This window comes from Brevundimonas bacteroides DSM 4726, assembly GCF_000701445.1.
Lineage (GTDB): Bacteria > Pseudomonadota > Alphaproteobacteria > Caulobacterales > Caulobacteraceae > Brevundimonas > Brevundimonas bacteroides.
Genome location: NZ_KL370782.1, coordinates 160855 through 173455, shown reverse-complemented (window position 1 = coordinate 173455; position 12601 = coordinate 160855). Strand labels below are relative to the sequence as shown.

Annotated in this window: 11 protein-coding genes; 6 read left to right on the top strand and 5 right to left on the bottom strand. The window is 67.7% G+C overall.

Annotation, left to right across the window (positions count from 1 at the left end):
• Nucleotides 1-3: 3 nt before the first annotated feature.
• Complete coding sequence (locus Q333_RS0115675; RefSeq protein WP_029418195.1) at nucleotides 4-270, bottom strand: DUF6356 family protein; 267 nt, start codon at nucleotides 268-270, stop codon at nucleotides 4-6.
• Between the two features lie 123 nt (nucleotides 271-393).
• On the opposite strand from Q333_RS0115675, the gene Q333_RS0115670 reads away from it, so the two are divergent.
• Nucleotides 394-2217 carry a cation:proton antiporter domain-containing protein gene (locus tag Q333_RS0115670; protein ID WP_029418194.1) on the top strand — a complete coding sequence of 608 codons (1824 nt, stop codon included), beginning with the start codon at nucleotides 394-396 and terminating at the stop codon, nucleotides 2215-2217.
• Nucleotides 2218-2408: 191 nt separating this feature from the next.
• Nucleotides 2409-3065, top strand: coding sequence for a TetR/AcrR family transcriptional regulator (locus tag Q333_RS0115665; RefSeq protein ID WP_029418193.1), 657 nt, complete (start codon nucleotides 2409-2411; stop codon nucleotides 3063-3065).
• A gap of 3 nt (nucleotides 3066-3068) precedes the next feature.
• On the opposite strand, the gene Q333_RS0115660 is transcribed toward Q333_RS0115665, so the two are convergent.
• Nucleotides 3069-4187 (bottom strand): aromatic ring-hydroxylating oxygenase subunit alpha, encoded by a 1119-nt coding sequence (locus Q333_RS0115660; RefSeq protein WP_029418192.1) that lies wholly within the window; start codon nucleotides 4185-4187, stop codon nucleotides 3069-3071.
• A 237-nt stretch (nucleotides 4188-4424) separates the two neighbouring features.
• Here Q333_RS0115660 and Q333_RS0115655 point away from each other — a divergent pair, with 237 nt between their 5' ends.
• Nucleotides 4425-4706, top strand: a complete 282-nt coding sequence (locus tag Q333_RS0115655; protein WP_029418191.1) for an usg protein — start codon at nucleotides 4425-4427, stop codon at nucleotides 4704-4706.
• A 33-nt stretch (nucleotides 4707-4739) separates the two neighbouring features.
• On the opposite strand, the gene Q333_RS0115650 is transcribed toward Q333_RS0115655, so the two are convergent.
• Both Q333_RS0115650 and Q333_RS0115645 read right to left on the bottom strand, forming a co-directional pair.
• Nucleotides 4740-5399, bottom strand: coding sequence for a hypothetical protein (locus Q333_RS0115650; RefSeq protein ID WP_157072487.1), 660 nt, complete (start codon nucleotides 5397-5399; stop codon nucleotides 4740-4742).
• A gap of 357 nt (nucleotides 5400-5756) precedes the next feature.
• Nucleotides 5757-6557, bottom strand: coding sequence for a DpnI domain-containing protein (locus Q333_RS0115645; RefSeq protein WP_029418189.1), 801 nt, complete (start codon nucleotides 6555-6557; stop codon nucleotides 5757-5759).
• A gap of 136 nt (nucleotides 6558-6693) precedes the next feature.
• On the opposite strand from Q333_RS0115645, the gene Q333_RS17700 reads away from it, so the two are divergent.
• Nucleotides 6694-8118, top strand: coding sequence for a hypothetical protein (locus tag Q333_RS17700; protein ID WP_157072486.1), 1425 nt, complete (start codon nucleotides 6694-6696; stop codon nucleotides 8116-8118).
• Between the two features lie 263 nt (nucleotides 8119-8381).
• Here Q333_RS17700 and uvrB read toward each other — a convergent pair whose 3' ends face one another.
• Nucleotides 8382-10745, bottom strand: a complete 2364-nt coding sequence (uvrB, locus tag Q333_RS0115640; protein ID WP_029418188.1) for an excinuclease ABC subunit UvrB — start codon at nucleotides 10743-10745, stop codon at nucleotides 8382-8384.
• A gap of 167 nt (nucleotides 10746-10912) precedes the next feature.
• On the opposite strand from uvrB, the gene Q333_RS0115635 reads away from it, so the two are divergent.
• Both Q333_RS0115635 and Q333_RS0115630 read left to right on the top strand, forming a co-directional pair.
• Nucleotides 10913-11716 (top strand): hypothetical protein, encoded by an 804-nt coding sequence (locus Q333_RS0115635; RefSeq protein WP_029418187.1) that lies wholly within the window; start codon nucleotides 10913-10915, stop codon nucleotides 11714-11716.
• Between the two features lie 97 nt (nucleotides 11717-11813).
• A complete protein-coding gene (locus Q333_RS0115630; RefSeq protein WP_029418186.1) occupies nucleotides 11814-12578 on the top strand; it encodes an extensin family protein in 765 nt (254 codons plus the stop codon).
• Nucleotides 12579-12601: the final 23 nt, after the last annotated feature.

Genomic DNA, 12601 nt, shown 5'->3' with positions numbered 1-12601 from the left:
CTCCTACAGGCCGGGGTCCCAGGCCCCGGCGTCCTTCATTCGCGTGTCGCGCGCGACCTCCGCCCGGTAGCCGAGGTCGTCCGCCATGCGCTTGATCTCGCTGGACACCGTCGTCTTGTGCAGGCCTGGCAGGACCGCATGGGTAAAGGCGCAGGCCGACAGGCGCGCCAGCTTGAACCCGAACCGCGATGCGGCCGCCGCATGGTGCAGATAGGTCTCGCCGACTTCTCGGGGATGGTCGACGAACAGGTGGTTCAGGGCGCGCATCATGACGCTGTTCTTAGCGAACCGCGTCGGCTTCCTCCAGCGCCGGACGATTTCGCGGCCAAGGCCCTTGCGCGACGCCCCCGGCGACGGCGACCATGCCGCACGATCCATTCATCGGGAGACGACATGGCGGGGGCCCACGGCGGGGGCGGCGAATACAAGGACCTCGTCGTCTTCCTGGCGGCGGCGGGCGTGGTCGTGCCCCTGTTCAGCCGTTGGAAGATCAGCCCCGTGCTGGGATTTCTGGCGGCCGGGGTGCTGCTGGGCCCCGACGGGCTGGGCCGGTTTTCCGATGTCCTGCCCTGGCTGTCAGTCCTGACCATCTCCGACGCGGAACAGTTGGCCCAGCTGTCGGAACTGGGGGTCGCCTTCCTGCTGTTCATGATCGGACTGGAACTGTCGTGGGACCGCCTGCGGGCTATGCGGCGCCTCGTGTTCGGCCTGGGCATGAGCCAGATCGCCCTGTGCTCAGCGGCGCTGGCAGCCGTCTTCATGCTGATGGGCCAGCCGCTGGCCAGCGCCGCCGTGCTGGGGCTGGGCCTGTCCCTGTCGTCAACCGCCGTCGTCCTGCCGGTCATGGCCGAGCGAGGGCGGATGAAGGGGGCGGCGGGCCGGGCCACCTTCGCCACCCTGTTGGCTCAGGACCTGGCGGTCGCGCCCATTCTGGTCAGCGTGACGGTGCTCGCCGCCATCGCCGCCGGTGGAACCGAGATGAACGCCCCGGCGATCGGTCGGGCGCTGCTGACGCTCGCGCCCGCTGCGCTCGGCATCGCCCTGCTGGTCGTCGTGGGACGGTTGGGCCTCAGGCCCCTGTTCCGCTCCGTCGCCAAGAGCCGGGCCAAGGGCGGCGGCGGCCAGCAGGAACTGTTCGTCGCCCTGTGTTTGCTGATCGTGGTCGGCGCCGGCGTGGCGGCCGAGGCCGCCGGCCTGTCCATGAGCCTCGGCGCCCTGATCGCCGGTCTGCTGCTCGCCGAGACCGAGTATCGTCGCGAGATCGAGGTCAACATCGAACCCTTCAAGGGCCTGCTGCTCGGCGTCTTCTTCGTCGGCGTGGGGCTCGGGCTCGACCTCGACGCCGTGGCGGCCAATCCGCTGGGCGTATTTGGCGTGGCCCTGATGCTGACGGCGATCAAGGCCGGCCTGATCTTCGGCCTGGCGCGGCTCTGGGGCGTGCCCCTGCGCGCCGCCATCGAGACGGCGCTGCTGCTGGGGCCAGCCGGCGAATTCGCCTTCGTCATCCTGAACACCGGCCTGGTGGAGGGCATCGCCGACCCTGGCTTCACACAGGGCGTGCTGGTGTCGGCCACCATCAGCATCTTCACCGTCCCCCTGATGGCCATGATCGCCGAGCGGCTGCTGAAGGCGGCTCCGGCCGAGCCGGTCCCCGTGCCGACCGACCCCGCGCCCCAGTCCGGCGACGTGTTGATCGTCGGCTTCGGCCGCGTCGGGCATCTGGTCGCCGAGATGCTGACCGAACACGGCCAGAGGTTCATTGCGGTGGACAGCGACGTCTCCACTGTGGCGGCGGCCCGGCGCGAGGGCTTCGACGTCTCCTACGGCGACGCCAGCCGCCAGGAGCTCCTGAAGCTCTGCGGCATCGATGAGGTCCGCGCTCTGGTGGTCACCATGGATGCGCCCGGAAAGGTCGATGAGGTGGTGCTCGCCGCCCGCGCCCTGCGCCAGGACCTGCCCATCATCGCCCGCGCTCGAGACGACCGTCACGCCGCCCGCCTCTATGCGCTCGGCGTCACCGACGCCGTGCCCGAGACCACCGAGGCCAGCCTGCAGTTGGCGGAGAACACCCTGGTCGATCTGGGCGTGCCGATGGGGCTGGTGCTGGCCTCCATCCACGAACGCCGCGACAGGTTCCGCGAGGTGTTCCAGGCCGCCGCGCCCGAGGACCGCCGCGACCGGCCGACCCGCGCCCTACGGTCGCGGATGCCGACTTAACTCTGTTCCCGACCCATTTTGGTCATGCTTTGCTGATGAAAGCAGCGGCTCCTCCGGGGCGGCGCCTTGCGGGGGCCGTTCGTGCGCGTCTGCCATCCGACCGCCGCCGGTCTTCCCGGCCCGCTCCAGCCCGTTCACCGGCCATGTGCTCCCCCCTCCGCATGGCGACAGTTAAAAGAGTATCCGTGTTCATGCGTGAGTCCGCGCCGACCGCCTCTTCCGTTTCTTCCTCCGCCTCGGCCGAGCCCCGGCTGAACCGCCGCCAGGCCGCCAAGGTCCGCACCCGGCAGAAGGTGCTCGACGCCGCCCGCGATCTGTTCGCCGAGCGGGGCTATGAGCCCGCCACCATCCGCGACATCGCCAAGGGCGCGGGCATGTCGACCGGGGCCGTCTTCGCCAACTTCCAGGACAAGGCCGAGCTGTTCGAAGCCGTCCTGACCGAGGACATGGCCGGCCTGGCCGAGACCATGCAGAACGGCGCGGGCGACGGCGCCACCCGCGACCGCCTGGTGAACGCCCTGTCCGCCGGCTATCACGGCTCGATCGACCAGCTGCCCCTGTTCCAGGCCATCGTGGCCCGCTCCTGGTTCCAGCCGGTCGCCGCCGAGACGCGCCAGCGCGCGGCGACCAAGGCCCTCACCGACGTCATCGCCGGCATCCTGCGCGACGGCGTGGCCTCGGGCCAGCTCAAGCAGGACGCCGACGTGCCGCTGCTGACCGAGCTGACCTGGGACGCCTATCTGTCCAACTATCGCCGCGCCGCCTACGACTGCTGGACGGTCGATCAGCTGGCCGATCACGTCGGCCGCCAGGTCGACGCCCTGCTGGCCGGCGCCCGGGCGAAGTAGCCCCTAGCTCTTCCACCGCAACGTCGCAGCCTTGACCGGATTGACGAAGCCGCGGCCCTCGGCCCGGCTTTTCGTCCATTCGCGCTTCAGCTGCTGGTACCACTTGGCCTGGGTGTCGGCGTCGTCGATCCAGATCAGGGCCGGGTCGTAGCGCAGCCCCTCGTTCTGCAGGTTCACCATGCCGCCGTCCTGCTTCAGGAAGGCGACCACGCCCATCCGCAGGAAGGGCCGGGCGAGACCGAACACCCAGTGGTCGGACCAGAAGATCTGGGTGATCCGCGTCTTCGTCTCCGTCACCGCCGTCAGGCAGGTCAGCGCCAGCACCTGACGTTCCCCCACCTGGATGTGCTCCCAACGATAGCCCGGCAGGCGGAAGGTGATCTCCGTCGCCGGCGCCCCGCCCAGGATTTTATACGCCCGGCTGTTCGACGACGGCGCATGCCGCACCATGGCGAATCCCAGCTCGCGCGGCTCGAACCGCTTGGCCTTCTCGTGCATCGAATGCTCCGAGCGCCACCACCACTGCTGATGCACATAGGGCCCGTGCGCCGGATCCATCAGGCCGACGACGGCGTGATCGATGTGGCTGTCGAAGTCCATCCATTCGACCAGCTTGGCCTCGCCCCCCACCACGCCGGGGAACGTCGGGGGTGGATGATCCGGCTCGGCGTCCGAGCGCGGGTCCGAGCGCAGGAAGACGAACACCATCCCCTGGCTCTCGGCGACGGGATAGGACCGCACCCGGATGCGCTCGGCTTCGAAGGCCTGATCGTCCACCAGAGACGGAATGGCGGCGCACACTCCGTCGGTGCGAAAGCGCCAGCCGTGATAGGGGCACTCTACCGTCTCCGCCCCATCCCCCTTGTCGACGATCCGCCCGGCCGACAGCGGCGCGGCCCGGTGGGGACAGATGTCGCGCATGGCGAACAACCGCCCCGCCTTCGTCCGCCCGATCAGCACCGGCTCGCCCAGCAGCTCGTGCCGCTTCATCGACCCCGGCGCCACGTCGCGGGCCAGCGCCGCGAAATACCAGGTGTCCAGCACGAAGCCCCGGCCGAACCCTTGGGGCGGGGCCTTGCCTTGGCTGGCTGCGGAGGTGGCGGGGGCGCTGTCTGCGGGCATGGCGCCAATCTAGGGGCTCGGACGGCCGCAGGGAACCGGGGCGACGCCCTCTGGCAGCACTCTCACGGCAACGCTGACAACCCGCTGATTCCCAACGCTTTTGTTCATTGATCCGTCACGATTCCTGCGGCAGCATCGTCTTCGTCGGCGTCGCCTCTCGCGCCGGGGCTCCATCTCCGAGGAGCGAACGGCGGGGCGGGGGCGCCGGCACGCAGGACCAGAGAGAGGACCGCCCGCATGGGCCACGCCGCCGACCACAGAGAGATCGACCTGCAACTGCGGGGCTATGGCCTGACCACGGCCGAGATCACCTACCGCATGCCCGACACGCCAAGCCTGCTCCAGACCTATGTCTGGCAGGCCTATGATCTCGCGCCCCACTTCCCGGAGCTGGAAAAGTTCCTCGATTTCTGGCGCCGCACCCTCGACGGCCCGCTGCACAGCGTCCGCTACGCCCACCAGCGCCTGATCGGCCCCAGCGAATGGCGCAACCTCAGCGGCGTCTGGCGGCTGCAATAGCCGCCCATACTCCGAAGCCTCGGCGAAGGAGGATCAGGGCCACGCCTCCGCCACCCCGTCCGGCAACTCGACCGCCCGTCGCCACTCGGCGCGATAGAGCCGCATCAGGCTGTGATCGATCTGCGCCTGTCCCCGCATGCGCCCCTCGGCGTCCCACACGGCCTGCGCCCACTTCGCGTCCTTGCACCGCTCCCGATCGGCGGCGGCGACCTCGGCCCCCATTTCGCGCGCCCGCCAGGCATAGAAGAAGCCGATGTGCCACAGCGGCATCTCCCCGCCCGTCTCCCCCCGCATCCCGGCCAGCAGCGCCAGCGCCACCTCCCTCTGCTCGGCCAACTCTTGCAGGAACCGCTCGTGGCGCGTGTCCGCCCACCGGTCCCAGCCCTCGGGCGGTTCGGGCGCCGGATCCGGCCCGCGCCCCCGCTCCCACCCTTCCGAGGCCCGCCGCCGCCACAGATTGGCCAGCCCCACATCGAACCGCCGCGCCACGCTGGCGGCCGTCTCCCCCGCCTCCCACGCCCGCCGCACCGCCTGCCAGGTGTCCCAGTCCCGGACCTTACGCCCGCGCGCGCGCCCGAAGTTCAGCCCGTGCGCCCCATCCACCGCCCGCGCCCACCGCCCCGCTCCCTCATCGGCCCAGTCGTCGTCGTCCTCGTCGTCGGTCCAGCGGGCGGCGTTGTGAAAGTCCGACATCATCCCCTCCCTCGACCGCGCCCCCGCGGCGTCGGCGAAACCCCCGAGTGTAAGCGAGGCGGGAGCGGCGTTCGGTGTTTTGGGTTTCAGCGCGGAGGGGCGTTGAAAGGGTTGAGGAAATCCGGGTGAGTTTGGATGATTGAGCACGGCTCCCTCTCTCACCGGGAGAGGGATGCCCCTTTCGTCATTCCGGGCGGAGGCGCGCCGCGCCGCAGACCCGGAACCGGGCGGCGCCGGAGCGAAGCGGAGGCGATGGGTCCGCGAGAGGTGTGCGTGACAGCTTCGCGCTCCCGCGCGCCGCCTTGTTCCGGGTCTCTGGTCGCTTCGCTCCCGGCGCCCGGAATGACGAAAGGCAAGTCAGGTCCGCCGATACGTCCCCCGTCCGTTGAAGGCCAGCCAGCCTCGGTCGCGGAGGACCTGGAGCTGCTGCCTGATCTTGGGGCGGACGTTGCGGTTGCCGGGGTAGAGGGCCGAGAGGGAGGCTTCGTGGGCGTAGACGTCGTCGAGGGTGAACTCCGGGCGGCCCCCAAAGTCCGTGGCCGCCTCCACCGCCCGCATGACGGCCAGCAGCCAGCCGCGCGCGTTCAGGCTGGCGTCCTTCAGGAACAGGGTGGAGCGCCAGCGGTCCACGACCTCGGCGCGCGGCGTGACCGCGCCGCCGGTGATCAGGGGGATGCGCCCGGACAGGGGCACGTCGCCGATCAGGATGTTGCATCCCTGCCATCCGGCGCGGCGGGCGTTCGGACCGAGCGGCTTTCGCGGTTCGATCAGGTCGGTGGTGAAGAAGTGCCGGGGCACGACGATCAGGTCGGTGACGCGGGCGCGGCCCGGATCGTAGCTCATGACCATCAGGCTGGGGTTGTTCCGCGCCTTCAGCCTCGCGGTCATCGCGCCATAGGCGCCGTCCATGATGCGCCGCTTGATCGGCCCGCGCTGGGCCTTGAGCTCATATTCCTCGGCGCAGACGGAGCAGTGGAAGTCCGCCACGGGGGCGTTGGCCTTGAAGGCGGCCAGAGGCTCCGCGCCGCAGGAAGGGCAGAAGCCGTGCATCGCTATCCAGCCTTCGGACAGGACGCGGACGTTCTGCGAAGCGCTGGCGAAGACGGCGGCGTCCTCGGCGAAGCCGAGAGTGCTCCAAAGGGCGTCGTCTTCAGCCATGCGGGCAGCATGGCGGTGTGTTGGTTAGTCAGCCGTTACGCCAGCGGCAGGACTTGAGGAGCGAGATGGTCCAGCAGCCGGTAGCGACAAAAGATTTTGGGGCGCTTAGTCTGGTGGGCCCATAACGTGCGAGTGATTGCGTGAAGTGCTGATAGCGATCCAGTTCCCGATTGTTGACTTGAGACCGTTCGTTGCCGACAGCGGCCGGCTTGTGCGGCCAGGCTGGCCGGCACCACGGGAGGATGAGTTTGTCCGCGGGTTTGGCGCTATTCGACGACGCCCATCTGGAGGCGTTAACGGCTGGCTCGGTGAGGCTACGATTTGTGATGCCAGAACCGGCATCAAGTTTGACGGCAGTTTGCCTCGTTACGTCTTCCTAGGGCCCTACGCAGCAAAGGTTCGTGTCGCCTACCGCCGCCTGTTTGCTGATGGCTTGGCTGTCGGGAAATTAGAACTCGGCTTTAATGTATCGCTTGTCGGCACTACCAACCCACCCGCAAACCTGCCGGATCTGATTTCCGGGCTGATGGGGTTTAAGATTCGGGTGGGAACAGCAAAAGCCTCACCAATGTCGGATCTAGGTTCTGCATTATCCAGTCGATTTCAAGATTTAACTACAGTTCATCGCAGAGGTGATAGGCTCCGTGAGCCGTTAGTAAGGCCCGGTAGGCCAAGCGTCATCATTGACCATACGGGCCGACAGTTGGGGTCGGGAAGACATAATAAGAAGTTAAATCTAGGGCATCTACCGATGCTGGACGTCAGTTTTTGGGTTGAGCAGTTGAAATCAACCAAAGCTGATTGCTGGATTATCGAGCACTACTTTAAAGACGAATATTGGAGCAAGGCTCGGCTTTTGCGCCTACACCTCTCTCGCCTTCATGCCGAGACCGAGGCCATATCAGTCGTTTTGGATGCGATGTCGTCCAAAGAAATTTCCCCGGCACCGCTTTCAGCAGAGTCTGATAATTTGCAAATGTTTTTGGCTCAGGCGCTCAAAAGGCGGGCTAGGTTAAACAACAAAATAGACAACATATTTGAAATTGATGATGCGGAATCTGCTCTTCGTATAAGGGATGAATTTAACCCTGGAAAGTATGACGGATTGCTGTCGAGGATTGACGTTCTAAATCCTCGTCCAGCAGTAAAGCGTGCCTTGATCAGTTACATCTCAGAAGAACTTGGGCGAGATTCAGATCGCTCTGTAATTTTTACAGGAGAAATCGATATGTCATCAACGGAAATCAAAGTCGGGACGGCGGGGGTCGTGGGCCGAGATGTGAAAATAGATAGCTCGACAGTCACTGTAAGCCATACCGGCAACAATGGTGCAGAAACGTCAGCGCTTGAAGCGCTTGCCGCAACGATGAAGCAAAAGGCGTCAAATCCAGACGAAGCCTCTTCTGCGGAGGCCGTGACTCTTGCTGCGGAAAAACTACAGAAAGGTGATGAAGCGGGGGCAATGGCTTGGCTCCGAAAAGCTGGAGATTTTGCGCGAGTTGTTGCAGAAGGAACTGGCGCAAAACTGGCCGCCGAACTTATAGTTCGCTCGCTCATCTAGCTTGATCCCCATCCCTCGAAGGGATGGGGACTTGCCAAGCTAAGGCTGAGCAAAGGCACTTTTGGTGGTTTACACCATGCCTCTACCCTTGAGCCTCGCAAGCCCCTCAAAAGAGGGCCTCGCGGTTGTCCTTGGCCCGAAGGCTTCGGAACTGCTTTTTGGCTGCTTGTGCGATCCGATGTCGCCATCAGCCAGCACACACTAGTGCCGCTCTTTGTGCATGCCAATGCCCGAGGGCGGACGTCTTGGCTTGTATAGCACCTCTACAGCTTTCCCTTCCTGAACCGCTCCGCCTTCTCCGCATTGGCCTCCGCCCGCCAGCGCTTGGGCGCGGCGGTGTCGACCGCCTCGCCTTCGGCGGTCAGGACCTCGTTGGCGAACTCCAGGTCCATGAGCTTCATGCGCTTGATCTCGTCGCGCAGGCGGGCGGCTTCCTCGAACTCCAGGTTGGAGGCCGCCTCGCGCATGCGGCTCTCCAGGTCCTTGAGCGCGGCCTGGAAGTTGGAGCCGGTGAAGGGCTTGGCCTGCTCCTTCACGCCCGGCGCCGTCAGCTTGTCCAGCGCGCGGCTCTCATAGGGGCTGTCGAGGATGTCCTTGATCTCGCGCTTGACGCTCTCGGGCGTGATGCCGTGCTCGGCGTTGTAGGCCATCTGGCGTTCGCGACGGCGGCTGGTCTCGGCGATGGCGCGCTCCATCGAGCCGGTCATGCGGTCGGCATAGAGGATGACGCGGCCGTCGACGTTGCGGGCCGCGCGGCCGATGGTCTGGATCAGGCTGGTCTCGGAGCGCAGGAAGCCCTCCTTGTCCGCATCGAGGATGCCGACGAAGCCGCACTCCGGAATGTCCAGGCCCTCGCGCAGCAGGTTGATGCCGATCAGGACGTCGAAGGCGCCGAGCCGCAGGTCGCGCAGGATCTCGATCCGCTCGAGCGTGTCGACGTCGGAGTGCATGTAGCGGACGCGCACGCCCTGTTCGTGCATGTACTCCGTCAGGTCCTCGGCCATCTTCTTGGTCAGGGTGGTGACGAGCGAGCGGTAGCCGGCGCGGGCGGTGGCCTTCACCTCGTCGATGACGTCGTCGACCTGATTCCGCGTTTGCCCCGACACCGGTCTGATTTCGACCGGCGGGTCGATCAGGCCGGTGGGGCGGATGACCTGTTCGACGAAGACGCCGCCGGCGCGCTCCATCTCCCACGGGCCGGGGGTGGCCGAGACGTGGACCGTCTGGGGGCGCATGGCGTCCCACTCGTCGAACTTCAGCGGGCGGTTGTCGATGCAGCTGGGCAGGCGGAAGCCGTATTCGGCCAGGGTGGACTTGCGGCGGTAGTCGCCCCGGTACATGCCGCCGATCTGGCCGATGGTGACGTGGCTCTCGTCGACGAACAGGAGCGCATTGTCGGGGATGTATTCGAAGAAGGTGGGCGGGGGCTCGCCCGGCGCGCGGCCGGTCAGCCAGCGGGAATAGTTCTCGATGCCGGCGCAGGAGCCGGTCGCCTCCATCATCTCGATGTCGAAGCGGGTGCGCTGTTCGAGGCGCTGGGCCTCCAGCAGCTTGCCGTTCTCGACCATCCAGTCGAGCGTCTCCTTCAGCTCGGCCTTGATGCCGTGGATGGCCTGGTTGAGCGTCGGGCGAGGCGTGACGTAGTGGCTGGCGGCGTAGACGGTGACGTCGTCCAGATCGGCGGTCTTCTTGCCGGTCAGGGGGTCGAACTCGGCGATGGCCTCGATCTCGTCGCCGAACAGGCTGACGCGCCAGGCGCGGTCCTCCAGGTGGACGGGGAAGATCTCGATCGTGTCGCCGCGCTTCCTGAACATGCCGCGTTCGAAGGCGGCGTCGTTCCTCTTGTACTGCAGCGCGATCAGGTCGGCGCGGAGCTTGGCCTCGTCGATCGTGGCGCCGACCTTCAGGTCGAAGGTCATGGCCGTATAGGTCTCGACCGAGCCGATGCCGTAGATGCAGCTGACCGAGGCCACGACGATGACGTCGTCGCGCTCCAGGATCGCCCGCGTCGCCGAGTGGCGCATGCGGTCGATCTGCTCGTTAATCGAGCTGTCCTTCTCGATGTAGGTGTCGGTGCGCGGGACGTAGGCCTCGGGCTGGTAGTAGTCGTAGTAGCTGACGAAATACTCGACCGCGTTGTCGGGGAAGAAGCCCTTGAACTCGGAATACAGCTGGGCGGCGAGGGTCTTGTTGGGGGCCAGGATCAGGGCCGGGCGCTGGGTCTGCTCGATGACCTTGGCCATGGTGAAGGTCTTGCCCGAGCCGGTGACGCCGAGCAGCACCTGATCGCGGTCGCCGGCCTCGGCCTGGGCGACGAGCTCGGCGATGGCGGCGGGCTGGTCGCCGGCGGGGGTGTAGTCGGTGACGAGGCGGAAGCGCCCGCCCTTGCGGTCAGCGGCGCGTTCGGGGCGGTGGGGCTTCCAGTCGGTGGGGGCGCCGGGAGCCTCCTCGGGCGTCAGGCGCGGGCCGGTGACGGGGGCGAACATCGGCATCTTCGCCATGACGTCGGGCAGGGGCGCGCCGTCGCGGACGAACGCCGTCCGGGCCTCGGCCACCCCGGGGTTGGGGACATGCACCGGCTTCTTCGACGGCGCGGCCTTGGACGAGGGCGAGGAGGAACGGTTCATGAACGCGAATGTAGGGCGAGGGCGGGGACGACGCCAGACAACGCGCCGACGCGGGCGGGGATGCTGACAGGGGGTGTCAGCAGGGCGTCGTCAGGATCGAAAGGGTCGACACCTCGGCAGTTTCAAGGGAGCGTCGCTCCCTTGAAGAACAAGACGGGGAGCGCGCGATGGGGTGGACGACGAACAGGGCGGCGGTGTGGGCGATCGCCGTGGCGGTGGTGCTGAGCGGGTGCCAGACGACGCCGCTGCCGCAGGTGGAGGCCTGGCTGGCGGCCGGAGGCGCGCCGCCGCCCCCGCAGTCGGCCTGTCCGGGCGTGGCGCACATGGACCTGAACCGGCTGGCCGAGCAGCAGGCGGGGCGGATGCGCAACCCGCGCGACCCGAACGCCACGGGCTTCGTGGAGCTGCCGGCCTCGGCGGAAGCGCTGATCCCGGCTGACGCCGTGCTGGTGATCCGCGCCAACCTGCCGCCCAGCGGCATGTACCAGAATGACCTGCGCACGGTGGTGTGGAAGGCGGTGGACGGGACCTGGGGCGTCTGGCGCCAGAACCGGAACTATGGCGAGTCGCCCCCGCCGCCCCCACCGCCGCCGGACCTCTATCCCGCAGGCTCGGCGGAACAGCAGGCCGCGGTCGAGGCCCGGGACCTGTACGAGCGGACCCAGCGCGATTCCGACCTGCGCTGGCCGCCGGAGTCGGGACAGCTTCCGGCCGAGACCGCCCAGGCGATCGAGGCGGCCCTGGCCGATCCCTGCCGCGCCTGGGATCCGGCCCACTACCCCTATGACCAGCCCCTGCGGCGGAGGGAGGCTGGCAACGACCGCCGCATCTGCCCGCCGGACGGCGGCGTCTATCTGGCCGACATCACCGAGCCGGGCCGCCCGCGCCGCCCGATCATCTCCGGCTGCATCAACGACACCCCGACGTTCCGCATCATCAGCGCGGCCGCCTATGCCATGCCGGAGGCCTGAGGCTCGCTCAGACGCGGCGGCGTCCAGCGGGGCGCCTTCGTTCGGGCCCGGGGATGCTCTAGCCAAGGAGCCGGGGCGACGGACAGGCGATTCGCGGATGCGGGTTTCAGGAACGACGGGCGTGGCGCTGGCGGCGGTGCTGGCGCTGGCGGGGTGCGGGCGGTTGATCCCGGATTCGACCCCGAGGCCCGGGCCGTGGAGCCCGCCGCCGGGGCCGGTGGCGCCGGGGCCCAGCGTCTATGTCGCGCCGGGGGCCAGCGTGGTGGATCAGCCGATCGGCGGCGAGACCTTTGGGCGGCTGCGGCGGGTGACCCAGAGCCTGGCCCAGTGCGAGGCCGAGCTTGCTGCGGCGCGGGTGACGTTCACGCCGACGCCGGACCGCATGAACAGCCCGACCTGCGGGCTGACGGCGGCGGGGGTGCTGGGGCCGGACTTCGGCACGGCGGCGCGGATGACGCCAGGCGACGTGACCATGACGTGCGCCCTGGCCGCAGCGGTCAGCCTGTGGCGGCGCCAGTCGCTGGAGCCCGCCGCGCGCGAAATCCTGGGCTCGGACGTCGTGGCGATCGAGCACATGGGCGTCTACGCCTGCCGCGGCGTGCGGAACGACAGCGGCGAGACGGCCCGGGTCAGTGCCCATTCGCGGGCGGCGGCGCTGGATTTCAGCGGGGTGCGCCTGCGGGACGGGCGACGCATCACCGTGGCAGGCGACTGGGGCGGCGACAGCGCGGAGGCTCGCTTCCTGCGCCGCATCCGCGACGACGGCTGCCGCGTCTTCGGCACGGTCCTGAGTCCCGACTACAACGCCGCCCACCGCGACCACCTGCACCTGGAGGCGGAGAGCGGGCGGCTGTGTCGGTAGGGTGTTAAGCCGCTTTGTCGATG